Raw genomic sequence first — 13,958 nt, forward strand, 5'->3', positions numbered from 1 at the left:
CCGAAGGAGTCCCCATGGCCACTCGAGCGCTTTCCTCACGGCTGGACCAGGTCCAGCCGTATGTGCTCGGCCTGTTCCGCATCGTCATCGGCCTGCTGTACACCTGCCACGGAGCCCGCTCGCTCTTCGGCGTTCTCGGCGCCGAGGCCGCCGGCGGCACCGCTCCCACCGGCGCCTGGCCGGGCTGGTACGCCGCGGTCATCGAACTCGTCGGCGGCAGCCTGGTATTGATCGGCCTCGGCACCCGCACGGCGGCGTTCATCGCCTCGGGCGCGATGGCGTACGCGTACTTCTCGGTGCACCAGCAGGAAGCACTGTTCCCGATCCAGAACAGCGGCGAACTGTCCGTGGTGTTCTGCTGGGCGTTCCTGCTGCTCGTGTTCACCGGCCCGGGTGCACTGGCACTCGACGGGCTCTTCTCCTCGCGTCGTACGGCCACCGGCGCCGGCGACCCCGAGAAGTCCACGGCGGCCGCGACGGCTTGATCCGGCCGCGCGACGGCAGCAGTCCCCGGATCCGGGCCCGGCGCTTCCGCCGGGCCCGGGCCCGTTGCCGGACCGTGCACATGACCCACCCGTTCCCGGCTCGCTTCCGGCCCGTTCCCGAGCGCGTGCCGGACCGAGTACGCGGACCGGCCGGACGGGATACGCAGACCAGCCCCGAGACCCGGGACACCCGTCGGCTTCATCCACCCCTGTCGATCTCCCCGTATGCCCCGGGCGTACGCTGGATCGCTGTCATGCCGCCCCTGCCGCTCCCCCGCGACGACGCGGCACTGTCTCTGATGGGGGAATTCGGGGAGTTCGGGTGCTCGACAGTGTGGGGCTGCTGACCGGCAGTCCATGGATCTACGCCGTGGTGGCGCTGTCCGTACTCCTGGACGTGTTTCTGCCCGTGCTGCCCAGCGGTGTACTGGTGATCACCGCGGCAACGGCGGCGGCCGCCGGGTCGACGGCGGCAACGGCGGGGTCCACCAGCGCGGCCGGCCAGGTTCCGCCCGAGGACGTTCCCTCACTGCTGGCGCTGCTGCTCTGTGCGGCCACCGCCTCGGTCCTCGGTGACCTCGTGGCCTACCGGGTCGCCTGGCGCGGCGGCGAACGGCTGGACCGCGCGATCGCCCGGTCCCGGCGGCTGACCTCGGCGCAGGAACGTCTCGGCGCGGCGCTGGTACGCGGCGGCGGCCCGCTCGTCGTCATCGCGCGGTTCGCCCCCGCGGGCCGTTCCGTGGTCTCCCTGGGCGCGGGCGCGGCACACCGCAGGATCATGGAGTTCCTGCCGTGGTCCGCCCTCGCGGCCGTCGCCTGGGCCGGTTACAGCGTCGGCCTCGGCTACTTCGGCGGCCAGTGGCTGGGCGCCACCTGGGTGGGAGTGGCGGTGTCCGTCGTCGCCCTGTTCGCTGCGGGCGCGCTGGCCGCGTACGTCATGCGACGTCCGGCACCGGCTCCGACCGGGGCTCCGTAGCCCGCTTTCCGCCGCGTACCTCGAGACCGTCGAGGAGCACGCGCGTCGCCTCCGTGATCTCGTCGACGGCGCGGTCGAACACCTCCTGGTTGTGCGCGGCGGGTGCCCGGAAGCCCGACACCTTCCGTACGAACTGCAGAGCCGCCGCCCTGACGTCCTCATCGGTGGCCTCATGAGGGAGAACGGGCGGTCGGAGAGTCTTGATGCTGCGGCACATGCCTCCAGTGTGGGCCACCGGGCCAGACGACGGGACGCCTCTGAGGCAACGCTCACCGCGGCAGACCGGAACCCAGGAATCATACGGAGATGCCGGAGGTGCGGGAGATCCGAAATATCCCGGACGTTCGGGCCCGGAGGCCGTGCCTCAGGCCGCTTCGCGGACTTCCCCGTCCACGACCGCGGCCATGGTCAGGACCTCGTCACTCGCCGACACCTCCGACAAGTCCGCCACGGCAGCCGCCCACTCCACCAGCAACCGCTGGTAGCGAGCCTCGTCCACGGCGGACAACCGGCTGCCGGACCGGGCCCAGAGCGCACGGATCTCCGCATTCACATCGGCAGCGGACCGCACAGAACCAGGCTTGCGAAGGTCGGGGGACATGGCCACAAGGCTACGGCTCCCCACGGACAACAGGCACCCGTAGGCTGGGTGCGGTGACGGAAACCATAGTTTTCGACATCGGTGGCACGCTCGTACGCGACGACCGCTACTGGGCCGCGTGGGCCGACTGGCTCAGCGTCCCCCGGCACACGCTCGCCGCTCTCGTCGGTGCCGTCACCGCCCAGGGCCGCGACAGCGCCGACGCGCTGAGACTGCTGCGCCCCGGGATCGACGTCGGCGCGGAGTACCGCGCCCGTGAGGCCGCGGGCCACGGCGAGATGCTCACCGAGGACGACCTCTACACCGACGTCCGCCCGGTGCTCTCCGATCTGCGGGCCCGTGGCATCCGTGTCGTGGTCGCCGGAAACCAGACCGCCAAGGCCGGCCGGCTCCTGCGTGCCCTGGATCTGCCCGCCGACCTGGTGGCGACATCGGGCGAGTGGGGCGTCGCCAAGCCGGCTCCCGAGTTCTTCGCCCATGTCCTCTCGGTCTCCCGGGCCGCCGCGCGCGACACGGTCTATGTAGGTGACCATCCGGTCAACGACGTCTTCCCCGCCAAGCGCGCGGGTCTGCGCACCGCGCATGTGCGCCGTGGGGTGTGGGGTCATCTGTGGGCGGACGACCCCGAGGTGATCGCAGCGACGGACTGGCGCATCGACGCACTGACCGACCTCACCGCCCTCGTCGACCACTGACGGGCGGGCCGGGCCGGCGCCGACACGGCACCCCGCCCCGGCGCGGACGCCTCGTGACCTTCGAGGAGTCCGGGCGACGGCGGCAACGCAAGCACGTTGCCCTTCGCCACCTTGTCGTCGCTCGGCGCGTTGCTCCTCGAGCGCATGGCTCCTCGAACGCGTTGATCCACAAACGCGTTGATTCGCAAACGCATTGATTCACGAGCGCGTTGTTCGTCGGCATCGCCAGGCCTACGGTGAGCCGGATGAGCGAGTCATGGAATCCGAGCACTCCCGGCGTTATGCGGCTGCCTTCGGGTCGGCTGATCCGCGGCCGTGCGCTGCGGCGCCCGCTGCCGCCGGGCCCGGTACCCACCTTCGCGGTCCATCTGTACGGCAAGGAGCCACCGTCCGTGCCCTGGGAGTCCCACTGGCTCCGCTGGCCGGACTTCCGCCTCCCCCGTGATCGCGCCCACGCCCGCGTCCTGTTCCACGAAGCCTGGACCCGTGCGGCCACGGACCGGGTCGAGGTCGCCTGCGGTGGCGGCCGGGGCCGCACGGGTACCGCCCTGGCCTGCATCGCGGTCCTCGACGGCGTACCGCCGGAGCAGGCCGTGGCCTTCGTACGCGGGCACTACGACCCCCACGCTGTGGAGACCCCGTGGCAGCGGCGCTACGTGCGCCGTTTCGCATGCGGGGGCAGCGCGGGGACAAGCACCGGGACCGGGACCGGGACCGGCACCACGGGCGCCTGAACGGCGGCGGGCCGGGCCCGGGGTTTCCCCCTGCCCGGCCTGGCGTCCGGAGCGTCGCCGCCGTCACGCCGTCACGTCGTCACGTCGTCACGTCGTCACGTCGTCACGTCGTCACGTCGTCACGTCGTCCGAAGCGTCGCCGTCGTCACGGACCGCCTGTAGCCGCCCCTGCCGGAGCAGGCAGCCGATGCTCAGGCATCGTGGGTCCTGCTCTTGACCTTGATGGAGATCTTGACCTTTCCTTCCTTGATCACAATCTTGATCTTGGTTTTCCGGAAATCCCCTCCACGACCGTCGTGATCGTCATGGGACACCACCGAGGTGACCTTGTTCGTGGGCTGGGCCGCCGGGGCCGCGAAGGCGGTGGTGGGCATCAGCGCACCCCCCGCGACCAGGGCGGACGAGGCGGTGAGCATCACGAGACGCTGAGTGCGGGTCGTGCGGGTCATGGGAATCTCCTTGGATGAACGGTGAGGGTGGAATCAGCGGGACGGGTGTCCCGGGGGATGCGCCGCCACGGCTGTTCCGGACGATGCGGGTGGGTCACCGGTACTGCGTGAACCCTTGACTCCATTGAGCCCTGGCGCCCGCGGTCCGTCATGCCGCTGGATCTCGGGGCTTGACAGGAGGCCGCCGCCATGCTGTCCACCCCCCTCAAGCCGTCGGCCGGTATCGCGACCGACGGCTTGAGAGAGCCCATGGGGCACAGGACAGCACGGTCCCGGCCCCAGGCCGACCGGCTACCTGAACAGGCGGTCACCGCTGTTGGCCATGCGGTGGGTGCCGCTGTGGCGGTTCACCCAGTCGCGGATGAGGTTGATGGAGTTGGCGCACTGCCAGCTGTAGTCGTACTCACGCACTCCGGTGAAAGCCCCGTAGCCCGCGATGATGCCGTCCACGCGCCCATCGCCCAGCAGTTTGTCGACGTACCACGGATCGTTGTAGGTGGTCGTCCAGGACAGTGTGGCCGCGAGCTGCCCGGCGTCACGGTCCCAGGCGCCCTTCTTCAGTTCCGCGCACGTGTAGTAGGTGGCTTCCGTGCAGTTGCCGAAGCCCTTGGTGATGTCGCTGTCGCCGTAGTCCATCACCCGGCGACCGAGCGGGAATCCGGAACCGGACCGGTTGAAGGCGTTTCGGACCTGGTCGCGGGTCCCGGTCGTCGTGATGCCCTCCAGGCTGCCGAGCCTGCCTTCCAGGCTCTTCCACCCCCGGCCGCCGACGTCGGGGGTGCTGCCGCCGTGGTACTCGTAGAAGCCGTAGAGCACCTGGATCCCGGCAGCGGTCAGCCTCTGCGCCTTGTCGCGCAGTCCGGCGACGCTGCACCCACGGTTCTGCTGTTCTCCGCAGTAGTTCGGGTCCTTGATGTCCAGCCAGACCAGCGCCAGCCGGCGCCCCGCGTTGGCGTGGGAGAGAATGCGGTCGATCATGCTGTCGAAGCTGGGGCCCCGGCGGGTGTCACCGGCCGAGGAACAGTCGTGATAGGCGCGCCATTCGTTCGGATTCCACCAGGCGCAGACGTCTATCTCGATGCTGTTGGCGCCGTGGCTGATCGCGGCGTCCACGCCCTCCAGGGTGTCGACGCGATGGGCGATGGCGTAGATCGGGTGACGCTGGTCGGCTGCTGCCGCCGGGGTCGCCATGAGCGTGGTGGCGCCGATGATGGCGCACAGTGCCACCATCAGCGTGCGTAACATCCGAAGTCCGGCGCCACGCTTGAGGTGAGTGGTCAAGAGAGTTCTCCTTCATGTCGGTGTCCTGAGGTTGGCAACCGATTGACGGAGTTCACTCAAGAATGGTTCACCATCGGGTCGTTGATCCCTCTGTGAGCGAACTGGCCCTGGACACACGGCAGTTGTAGCCGAGAAGCACAAGTAGCTTTCGGCTGCGCACGGTGGCTGCGCCGGCGGCGGGCAGGGCTCGCGAGGATGTCGCCACGGTGTCCCGGGGCTCGCGCTCGGGCACGCGGCGGGCAGCCACATACCTGCGCACGGCCACCGCATTCCCCTCACGCCCCTGCCTCTACCCTTGAGGACTCGGGTTGATGGTTCACAAACAACGACGGAACGGAGCGTGCGGTGACCGCGGGGGAAGCGCATGGCGGAGAGCTGACGGGCAAGGTACTCGGCGGGCGTTACCGGGTGACCTCCATGATCGGGCGCGGCGGCATGGGAGTGGTCGCCCGGGCGGTGGACGAACTCCTGAACCGAGAGGTCGCCGTCAAGGTCCTGCGGGCTTTCACCGACGCCTCCGCAGCCGAACTGGCCGACCTGCGGACCCGGATGCAGCGGGAGGCGCAGGCCGCCGCCCGTATCCGGCACAGCGGCGTGGTCACCGTGCACGACGTGGCCGAGGAGCAGGGCCTCCCGATCATCGTCATGGAACTCGTCGACGGGCCCTCGCTCGATGACATGCTGATGGAGCGCGGCACACTGGAGCCGCACGAAGCCGCCGCGATCGGCGCGAAGTTGATGGACGCGCTCGACGCCGCCCACCGGGCCGGCGTACTCCACCGGGACGTCAAACCGGGAAACGTGCTGATCGAGCGCGGCGGCAGGGTCGTGCTCACCGATTTCGGCATCGCCAGCATGGAAGCCTCCGGCGACGACGCCATGGCCAAGTTGACCCAGAGCGGTCAACTCGTCGGTTCCCTCGACTATTTGCCGCCGGAGCGCGCACAGGGCAGGGAGCCCGGTCCTGCGTCGGACATCTGGTCGCTCGGCATGACGCTCTACGCGGCTGTTGAGGGCAATTCGCCGTTCCGCCGCACGTCCGCGTGGTCCACCCTGTCGGCGATCGTCACCGAGCCCCTGCCGGAGCCCCGCCGGGCGGGACCCCTCGCCCCGGTGCTCCAGGCGCTGATGGCGAAGGAGCCGGAGAACCGGCCCACCGCGGAACAGGCGCGCGGCATGCTGGAGCGCGTCGCCTCGGGCGGGACGGTGTACCTCGCATCCGCCGCTCCGACGCCGCCACCCACGCCGACACCCGCTCCCACAGTAGGTCCCGGAGCTGCGGCCGCCGCCGCACCGGCCCCCGGGTTCGGTCCCCCGCTGTTCCCCCAGCCCGCTCCGCAGCCTCAACCTCCGTACGCCGCTTACGCGCAGCCCGACCTGCCGCAGCGCGGCGCGCCGGTCGCGGGCCACGCCGGAGTCCCCGCTCCCGAGACGAGCGGGATGGCAGCGCGTCCCGCACGGCGCCGAAACCGCACCGTCGTCGCGGCAGCGGCCGCCGTCGTGCTCATCGCCGCAGGCGCCGGCATCACCTACGCCCTGACGTCCCAACAGGGCGGCACGACCACGAACGGCGCACAGGCGGCGCCGCCCGACGTCGCCTCCCCCGCGGACAACCCCTGGCCGACCGGGGGCAGCGCCCCGTCGTCCGCCGGTTCTCCCGGCGCCCCGTCCTCGAAGCCGTCGACCTCGAAGGAGCCGAGCGGTCACGGGGACGAAGAGCAGGACCCCAGGAAGAAGCCCGGCGCCGAGGGCGACAAGCCGACCGAGAGCCCGTCGGCCTCCCCGAAGACCAAGCCCAGCCCGACGGTGAAGGAGCCCACCCCGGTGTCGACGGCCTGCACCGGTTGGGCCCACGACAACCGCAGCGACGGCTACGGCTACCTGGCCTCAACGTCCCACCTCTACACCGGGCCGTACGCGGAATGCCAGTACGTGACCGTGGTCAAGACCGGTGTGAAGCTCTACTACCACTGCTACATCACCAACGCCTACGGCAACAAGTGGATCTACGCCCGCATCGAGGGAACGAAGACCGAAGGCTGGGCCTCGAGCACCAAACTCACCAAGGAGAGCGGCACTCTGCCCCGCTGCTAGGGGGCTTCTGACGGAAACATGCTGGTGACGGAGCCATCTCGCGAGCGAAGATTTCGGTACGGCGGGCAGGCGTTGAAAATGCGTCGTCTGCTACCTCAAGGCCCATCAGCCAGCCCGGGATTTCGCCCCGCACACCAGGCCTTCCAGCAGCTCGACGGCGCGCCGGGCGGCGGGGTGCCGCGCGATCGACTTCTTCACCGCGAGACCGACATACCGGACCGGGGTGGGGGACACCAGGGCGACGGTCGTCAAGCCCTCCGGCAGCTCGCCGATACCGAGCGCCGGCACCACAGTCAGCCCGATTCCCGTTGCCACGAAGGACATCGCGGTCCGGTAATCGTGTGTTTCCACCACGAAACTCGGGGAGAACCCTGCTTGCGCGCAGGCGTTGAGGAGCACCTGGCGGCACGCCCCTTCGCGGAGGTCGTTGTCCACCCAATGCCGCTCGGCGAGGTCCGCCAACGACACCTCCGGCTCTTCGGCGAGTGGGTCGTCGACGCGGACGACGGCGAGGTAGGGGTCCTCGGCGAGCCTGTGCACATCGACGGACCCGGGGCGCTCGGCACCCGTCTCCTCCACGAAGATGTCGACGTCCGGGTCGCCCGGCGTGAACTCGGTCAGCAGCAGGTCCAGCCGGACGTCCGGGAACTCGGCACGCAGCGCGGCAACGGTCGGTGCCAGCCACGCCGCGCCGGCCGAGCCGAAGTAGCCGATCGAAAGGCTGCCGACCCGGCCGGCGCGCAGATTCCCGACCACCCGCTCGACCCGGCTGAACGCCTCGAACAACGTGTCGGCTTCGGCCGCGAGGGTCCGGCCGGCCGGGGTGGGCTCGATGCCGCGACCAGATCGTTCGAACAGCTGCAGCCCGGTCTCCCGTTGCAGTGTGGCGAGCTGCTGGCTCACCGCGGACGGAGTGAAGCCGAGCGCGGAGGCGCTCGCGCGGATCGAACCCGTCGCGACGACCGACCGCAGGACGCGGAGCCGTGGGATGTCCAGCATGCTGTAAATGTACATCCTTGCTTAACAGATGTATAGAACTCGTCGCTTGTGCTGAACAGAAGGCGGGGATGACGATGCCTGGGTGACCGATCTAGTAGTTGAGACCGCCCGGCCCACCGGCACCAGCAAAACAGACATCGTCAAGATCGCGGCCGCGGCCGGGCTCGCGGTAGTGCTGTGGTCCTCTGCATTCGTCGCCATCCGCGGCGTTGGGCACGCGCTGTCCCCTGCGCCGCTGGCGCTGCTCCGGCTAGGCGTCGCGGCCGTCACGCTCACAGTGATCGCGGTGCCCAAGCGGGCGGTCCGCGTCCACCTGTCCCGCAAGGCGTTCCTGCTGATCGCGGCGTACGCCGTGCTGTGGCTCGCCGGCTACACCGTCGCCCTCAACGCGGGGGAACGGCACGTCGATGCCGGGACCGCGGCATTGCTGGTGAACCTCGCGCCGCTGCTTGTCGCTGTCGCTGCCGGGAAGTTTCTCGGTGAAGGCTTCTCACGATCTCTCATCGTCGGCTCGCTCGTCGCGCTGGGCGGAACCGCGATCATCGCGACCGGGGCCACCGCACAGCGCGACTGGGCAGGCCTTCTGCTGTGCCTGCTGGCCGCCGTGCTCTACGCCGCGGGCGTCATGATCCAGAAGGTCACATTGCGCCACGCCGACGGGTTCACCGCGATTTGGCTCGGCTGTGTCGTCGCCACGGTTGTCCTGCTGCCCTGGGTTCCGCAGCTGGCCGGCGAGCTGCAGGTGGCGTCCACCGGAGCGGTGCTCGGCGCCGTCTACCTGGGCGTGTTCCCCACGGCGATCGGTTTCACCGCGTGGGCTTACGCGCTGCGCCGCATGAACGCCGGTCGACTCTCCGCGGTGACCTACGCCGTTCCGGCCGTGTCGTGCTGTTGTCGTGGCTGCTGCTCGCCGAGATCCCGACGGCATACGGGCTCGTCGGCGGCGTGCTCTGCCTGACCGGTGTCGCCATCTCCCACCGACGGTGAGTCACCGGCGACCACCACCGCCGGGGCTCCTGACCGTTCAAAATCATCCCATTGCCCCTTTGATGCCTTGAGGTAGCAGGCGCTGCGTTCTCAACGCCTGCCCGCCGTACCGAAATCTTCGCTCGCGAGATGAGACAGCCGACGTCGTCACCGGTCGGGCCCAACTCCGTTGGAAATGCCGCGTCTGCTACCGCAAGGCCCGCCACGGCCGATCAGCGCGTATCTCCTCCGCCCACCAAGGACGTTCTGCGCCCGGCGCATCAGTTCGTGGTCCTCAAGGGTGAACCGGCCGACGTGGAGCCGGTCGTATCCGTACATCGTCCTGCCCAGCTCCACGCTCCGGTCGAGGTCCAGCGTCCAGGCTGCGCCCTTCAGCTCACCCCCGAGCGGAGTGAGCCCGCGCTGCTCGCGGCACGGCGCGCACGCGTACAACGCCACGGGCGGACCGGAGGACCGCTCCCCGTACTGGATCAGTTCGGCGGTCTCAGACGAGCCCACGTGCCAGACACCAACCAGGATTCGCCGCGTTGACGGCCGCGGACAGCCGGGTTCCCGTCCCCATGACCAGGACCGTAGGGAGCACATGCACGCGCACTCCAGCGATGTGCAGATCTGTGCGCGTTCCCCTCCGTGGCGGAATCAACGGCTGCATCAGCCCTTGACCCAGCTACCCAGATGGATAGCCGTGGTGCACGTAACTGCACATCCTGCCGACGGAGGCTGACATGTCGTTACAGTTCATCGGGATCGATCCGAACACAGGGGACAAGCAAAGCCCCACCGTGTGGGTTGACCAGGAGAAGAAGGAACTTGTCCTTCAAGGCTGGAAGCCGAGCCCGGAACTCGAAGCTGAATGCGCTGCATTCGAGGTGCCGGGCCACGCGCGCGGCATCCCAGAGGGAGAAGCGGTGATCCCTATTCCGGCCAGGATGGTGCACATGATCAGGGAGGCGTGCGATGTCGTCGAGCGTACCGACGTTCGATGAGCTGATCGCCGGGTGCAGGCACTCGGCCGTCCACCTGGAGATGCGCGACAGCTACGCCGTGGACTACGAGGCAGGCCCCTTCGCCGACTGGAAGAACGGCTTCCGCCACGATCCAGAGAACCCGGCCTCATGGTGGCGTCCGTGGCTCGACCTCATCCAACAAACGGTCTCACGCGGTGTCGTCGTACGACGGGCCCGGATCGTGTCGGAGCCCGTCAGCGATTACACCCGATTCCTGTATGACGGCACGTTCACCAACGTCGCTGCCGGGGAGGAGGTTCGGTGGCTTCCGAGGCGCCGCGCATCCGACCTCGCGCTGCCGGGCAATGACTTCTGGCTTGCTCACTGCTGGCGCGCTGCCTGCAGTGTCGCTGGGGATCATCCCCATGGCGACCCAGGAGCGGAAACAGTGGCCTCGGGAGACGTTCCACGTCTACGACGATGCTCTGGTGTCCATCGAGCTGGTGTCTGCCCAGGTGAAGATTACGCAGCCGTCCGAGATCGCCCTGTACGTGAAGGCGTTCGAGGAGCTGAGGAGCCTGGCCGTGTACGGCGCTGAAGCCCGGGCGTTGGTCACGAAGGCGATCGATGCCCTGCACTGATCCCAGACGCAAGAAGTCGCCCCTTGCCCGGCCCGAAGGCCAGACAGCGGGCGTTGTCGTTTCAGCGGGCGGTCGGCTGGTACAGCGACAAGATGAGGCCCGCGACCCCACGATCGAGGAACGTCGTACGTAGCCCGCGAGGGTGCGCTCCACGGTGTCGATCGGGCGGAAGGTCGCCGTTTAGCGGCGTTTGGGATCCGGCACCGGCTGCTGCAGCCCACCCCCTCCGGAGTGGTCCGGAGGGGGTGTTCTCGTTGCCGCTAAAAGGGGGCCTGGATGCGGGTCTGGACGCCGGAGTCGTCGGTGCTCGGTGAGGTACTGCCTCGTTCATTGACGCCATCAGGGTCTTCCTTGGCGCGCGCGTCGTCTTCTTTGGCTCGTGCGTCGGTGTCGCCGTCTCCGTGGTCACCGTGATCACCGCGAGTGTGGTTGCCGCCCCGATCGGTACGGCCTTGTCCGTTGTCGCCGTGACGGTCGCCGTGCAAGGCGACCACGCCACGCTGGGGGGCTGGTGCAGCCATGGCAGTCGCCGGCACGGCCATACCGCCACTGGCCAACGCCACGGAAGCAGTGGCCATAACAAGACGACGGTTCCAGAAACGCTTGATCATCAGAATTCCCTGTTCGGTAGTGCGGGGGCTCTGCTTCCAATGAACCAGGACCGGAGGCCTCCCGGCACGACACGACAAGACGTGGCTTGACAAAACAACGAGAGCATCATCCAGGCCACGCAGCACGAAGCGGTGAGTCATACGGATCGGCTGCTCAGGAGCCGTCCCCGGTCGTGATCGACTGGCCTCGTTGATGGCAGAAGTAGATGTCAAATGCCCTTCGCCATGATCGGCGAGGGGCCTTTGCACTGGTGGGCGCGGACGGTTTCGAACCGCCGGCATCTGCTTTCTGAGCCTGGCGAGTGTCCAACCGGTCGCGGCAGGTCAGCAGGCCTATGGCAATGCTGGGGGAACGCCAGTACGTCTCGGCCAAGGTGCCAGCCGAAGAGGTTCGGGCCTGACCGCTCCGCGTTACCGGCGCACTCGTCATCTGTGAAGTAACGCACGACCTGGAGCACCGCGGAGGGGCCATCTCCCTCCTGATCCAGCCGGCGCGCGAGTTCCGCGATGCGGCCTACATGGGGCCGAAGCCGGTCCAGAACCTGGGCGACCTGCTCATCGACCCGCAAGCCCGGTGCGCGACACACGATCTTCCAGCTGTGGCAGACCGGCACGGGCGGCTCAGCCAGGCGGCTTGCCCGCACAGTTGTCTCGTCTGGTTCGATACCCAGCACCGCGGCCATCTCCTTCGCGGTGGTCCGTTCGCTGGACAGCGCGCAATAGACGTACTGGTTCCGAGGCATCCGCAGAGGATATCTGCCCACCCTCGTCCCGGCACGCTCGAGCAGTCACGTGCACGCCCACACCTGCCCTGTAAGTTCGCCCGGCGCGCCGCACTTGCCGCGCTCACCCCCGCTCCGGTCGCCGACGCGACGGCCTGGAGCTGCATCCGTCCGCCTCGTTGATGTCAGGCGTGGATGTCAGAACCTGCAAGTCGGGGCGCCGTTACCGCTTCTTCCGGAGCTTCCCCATCTTCGCTCCGGCCTCCTTCTTCTTTCGCTGCGCGGCTGTACCTGAGGCCGCCGAAGAACAAGTACAGCGCGAGGAAGTGGACGTCCCTCCCGCCTCAGTAAAGCCCCTGGGCGCCCACACCGAGTCGTGGCCGTACGAGCCCCCGTTCACTACTCCGTCGGGCGACTGGTGGCGGCGTGGGAGCTTCAGCCATGACTGCCCTGCTGGAGTTGATCTCCCAAAATTCTCCCAAACGATCGCAACAGAGCCCCGAACCGATCTTGGTTCGGGGCTCCGTTGCTGGTCAACCACGGTGGGCGCGGACGGTTTCGAACCGCCGACATCTGCTTTGTAAGAGCAGCGCTCTACCCCTGAGCTACGCACCCGGAATGAGGCAACAGCGTACATGGCCCCCGGGTGGGTGCCGCAAACCAGATCCCGTGCCGATCTCGAGATGCGGGCGGTCCCCTGCGTGGTGACGTCGTTGGCCGGCCGGGGAGACCAGGTGGCCCTGGGGCGGGGAAGCGGTGGCTGGGTGGGTCCTGGGGATAGCCCCACCACGGAGCCGGTGGACGGCCGGATCGTGTGCGTCGGTCGGGGCTCCTACTGTGAGGGCTGCTGTACGAACCTATGGGGGAATGATCATCGTGGCCAGGACCGCCAACCGCGCCGGCACCCGCACTCGCACCCGCGCCAGCACCCGCACCCGCACCGCGTTCGGCGCCGTCGCCGCCGCGGTCGTCGCGTTCGCCGTCAGCGGGTGTGCGGACGCCGAGGACGCGCCGGTCGAGCGGAAGTCGTTCGCGCTCAGCGGGAAGTCCCTCACCATCGAGGCCGATGACGCGTCGGTCGAGCTGGTGCCGGCCGATGTGAGGGACGTGGAGGTGGAGCGGCAGGTCGACGGGTGGGTGTTCGTCGGAAGGGGGCCCGACCCGGTGTGGGAGATGCGGGACGGGACGCTGAAGCTCGGAGTGACGTGCGACGGCGCGGTGGCGGACTGCGAGGCACGGCATTCGGTGAAGGTGCCGCGCGGGGTCGCCGTGACCGTGCGGGCCGACAACGGGACGGTGAGCGCGAGCGGGTTCGACACGGCGCTGACGCTGGCGTCGGACAACGGCCTGGTGACCGTACGGGACTCCAGCGGCCCCCTGGAGCTGACCAGCGACAACGGCGAGATCACCGGGGAGCGCATCGCGTCCCGGAGCGTGTCCGCGCGGTCCGACAACGGAGCCGTGAGCCTCGGTTTCGCCAAGGCTCCGCACCTGGTGGAGAGTGAGAGCGACAACGGCGAGATCGCGATCGCGGTGCCCGGGACGCAGGCGTACAACGTCACGACGTCGGCGGACAACGGGGACACCTCGGTGGATGTGAAGCAGGACGGCCGAAGCCCTCACGTCATCAGAGCGAAGAGCGGTAACGGCGAGATTTCCGTGCGGATCGCGAACTGACGGGCCCGTGTGTTCGTCCTTACCGGGTGGGAGAATGAACCGGCAGGGGCGGACACGGG

Annotated in this window: 17 protein-coding genes, 1 tRNA gene and 1 pseudogene; 10 read left to right on the forward strand and 9 right to left on the reverse strand. The window is 68.8% G+C overall.

Annotated elements, in window-relative coordinates:
• The first annotated feature begins 14 nt into the window (after nucleotides 1-14).
• Nucleotides 15-485 carry a DoxX family protein gene (locus tag ACTWOL_RS11095; protein ID WP_474296458.1) on the forward strand — a complete coding sequence of 157 codons (471 nt, stop codon included), beginning with the start codon at nucleotides 15-17 and terminating at the stop codon, nucleotides 483-485.
• A gap of 322 nt (nucleotides 486-807) precedes the next feature.
• A complete protein-coding gene (locus ACTWOL_RS11100; protein WP_474296459.1) occupies nucleotides 808-1,461 on the forward strand; it encodes a DedA family protein in 654 nt (217 codons plus the stop codon).
• On the opposite strand, the gene ACTWOL_RS11105 is transcribed toward ACTWOL_RS11100, so the two are convergent.
• Together ACTWOL_RS11105 and ACTWOL_RS11110 are read right to left on the reverse strand one after the other, a co-directional pair.
• The gene (locus ACTWOL_RS11105) at nucleotides 1,421-1,678 is read right to left on the reverse strand and encodes a DUF2277 domain-containing protein (protein ID WP_474296460.1); all 258 of its coding nucleotides are present in this window, start codon (nucleotides 1,676-1,678) and stop codon (nucleotides 1,421-1,423) included. The genes ACTWOL_RS11100 and ACTWOL_RS11105 overlap by 41 nt on opposite strands.
• A 147-nt stretch (nucleotides 1,679-1,825) precedes the next feature.
• Nucleotides 1,826-2,062, reverse strand: a complete 237-nt coding sequence (locus tag ACTWOL_RS11110; protein ID WP_474296461.1) for a hypothetical protein — start codon at nucleotides 2,060-2,062, stop codon at nucleotides 1,826-1,828.
• A 53-nt stretch (nucleotides 2,063-2,115) separates the two neighbouring features.
• Here ACTWOL_RS11110 and ACTWOL_RS11115 point away from each other — a divergent pair, with 53 nt between their 5' ends.
• On the forward strand, nucleotides 2,116-2,757 hold the full coding sequence (locus ACTWOL_RS11115; protein ID WP_474296462.1) for an HAD family hydrolase: 642 nt from the start codon (nucleotides 2,116-2,118) through the stop codon (nucleotides 2,755-2,757).
• A 245-nt stretch (nucleotides 2,758-3,002) separates the two neighbouring features.
• Nucleotides 3,003-3,491, forward strand: a complete 489-nt coding sequence (locus ACTWOL_RS11120; protein WP_474296463.1) for a protein-tyrosine phosphatase family protein — start codon at nucleotides 3,003-3,005, stop codon at nucleotides 3,489-3,491.
• 191 nt (nucleotides 3,492-3,682) lie between these two features.
• Here the strand turns inward: ACTWOL_RS11120 and ACTWOL_RS11125 are convergent, their stop codons facing one another.
• Nucleotides 3,683-3,940 (reverse strand): hypothetical protein, encoded by a 258-nt coding sequence (locus tag ACTWOL_RS11125; RefSeq protein ID WP_474296464.1) that lies wholly within the window; start codon nucleotides 3,938-3,940, stop codon nucleotides 3,683-3,685.
• 291 nt (nucleotides 3,941-4,231) lie between these two features.
• Nucleotides 4,232-5,221 carry a glycerophosphodiester phosphodiesterase family protein gene (locus tag ACTWOL_RS11130; protein ID WP_474296465.1) on the reverse strand — a complete coding sequence of 330 codons (990 nt, stop codon included), beginning with the start codon at nucleotides 5,219-5,221 and terminating at the stop codon, nucleotides 4,232-4,234.
• Nucleotides 5,222-5,566: 345 nt separating this feature from the next.
• On the opposite strand from ACTWOL_RS11130, the gene ACTWOL_RS11135 reads away from it, so the two are divergent.
• The gene (locus tag ACTWOL_RS11135) at nucleotides 5,567-7,315 is read left to right on the forward strand and encodes a protein kinase domain-containing protein (protein ID WP_474296466.1); all 1,749 of its coding nucleotides are present in this window, start codon (nucleotides 5,567-5,569) and stop codon (nucleotides 7,313-7,315) included.
• Between the two features lie 105 nt (nucleotides 7,316-7,420).
• Here the strand turns inward: ACTWOL_RS11135 and ACTWOL_RS11140 are convergent, their stop codons facing one another.
• A complete protein-coding gene (locus ACTWOL_RS11140) occupies nucleotides 7,421-8,314 on the reverse strand; it encodes a LysR family transcriptional regulator (protein WP_474296467.1) in 894 nt (297 codons plus the stop codon).
• An 82-nt stretch (nucleotides 8,315-8,396) separates the two neighbouring features.
• On the opposite strand from ACTWOL_RS11140, the gene ACTWOL_RS11145 reads away from it, so the two are divergent.
• Nucleotides 8,397-9,272 carry a DMT family transporter gene (locus ACTWOL_RS11145; RefSeq protein ID WP_474296468.1) on the forward strand — a complete coding sequence of 292 codons (876 nt, stop codon included), beginning with the start codon at nucleotides 8,397-8,399 and terminating at the stop codon, nucleotides 9,270-9,272.
• Between the two features lie 176 nt (nucleotides 9,273-9,448).
• Here the strand turns inward: ACTWOL_RS11145 and ACTWOL_RS11150 are convergent, their stop codons facing one another.
• Nucleotides 9,449-9,799, reverse strand: a complete 351-nt coding sequence (locus ACTWOL_RS11150) for a hypothetical protein (protein ID WP_474296469.1) — start codon at nucleotides 9,797-9,799, stop codon at nucleotides 9,449-9,451.
• 227 nt (nucleotides 9,800-10,026) lie between these two features.
• Here ACTWOL_RS11150 and ACTWOL_RS11155 point away from each other — a divergent pair, with 227 nt between their 5' ends.
• The 3 genes and pseudogenes from ACTWOL_RS11155 (at nucleotide 10,027) to ACTWOL_RS11165 (ending at nucleotide 10,889) form a co-directional block, all read left to right on the forward strand.
• Nucleotides 10,027-10,287: a hypothetical protein gene (locus ACTWOL_RS11155; RefSeq protein ID WP_474296470.1), complete on the forward strand. Its 261-nt coding sequence runs from the start codon at nucleotides 10,027-10,029 to the stop codon at nucleotides 10,285-10,287.
• A 40-nt stretch (nucleotides 10,288-10,327) separates the two neighbouring features.
• Nucleotides 10,328-10,570 (forward strand): annotated as a pseudogene (locus tag ACTWOL_RS11160) (DUF6879 family protein); the annotation flags it as partial.
• A 43-nt stretch (nucleotides 10,571-10,613) separates the two neighbouring features.
• Complete coding sequence (locus ACTWOL_RS11165; RefSeq protein ID WP_474296471.1) at nucleotides 10,614-10,889, forward strand: Scr1 family TA system antitoxin-like transcriptional regulator; 276 nt, start codon at nucleotides 10,614-10,616, stop codon at nucleotides 10,887-10,889.
• 260 nt (nucleotides 10,890-11,149) lie between these two features.
• Here the strand turns inward: ACTWOL_RS11165 and ACTWOL_RS11170 are convergent, their stop codons facing one another.
• From ACTWOL_RS11170 to ACTWOL_RS11180, 3 genes are all read right to left on the reverse strand, one after another.
• Nucleotides 11,150-11,500 (reverse strand): hypothetical protein, encoded by a 351-nt coding sequence (locus ACTWOL_RS11170; RefSeq protein WP_474296472.1) that lies wholly within the window; start codon nucleotides 11,498-11,500, stop codon nucleotides 11,150-11,152.
• Between the two features lie 209 nt (nucleotides 11,501-11,709).
• Nucleotides 11,710-12,243 carry a DUF4279 domain-containing protein gene (locus tag ACTWOL_RS11175; protein WP_474296473.1) on the reverse strand — a complete coding sequence of 178 codons (534 nt, stop codon included), beginning with the start codon at nucleotides 12,241-12,243 and terminating at the stop codon, nucleotides 11,710-11,712.
• Nucleotides 12,244-12,765: 522 nt separating this feature from the next.
• A tRNA-Val gene (locus ACTWOL_RS11180) sits at nucleotides 12,766-12,837 on the reverse strand.
• A gap of 261 nt (nucleotides 12,838-13,098) precedes the next feature.
• Here ACTWOL_RS11180 and ACTWOL_RS11185 point away from each other — a divergent pair.
• Entirely contained in the window at nucleotides 13,099-13,899 is an 801-nt protein-coding gene (locus tag ACTWOL_RS11185; protein ID WP_474296474.1) for a DUF4097 family beta strand repeat-containing protein, read from the forward strand.
• Nucleotides 13,900-13,958 lie beyond the last annotated feature (59 nt).

Source organism: Micromonospora sp. IBHARD003 (assembly GCF_056106285.1).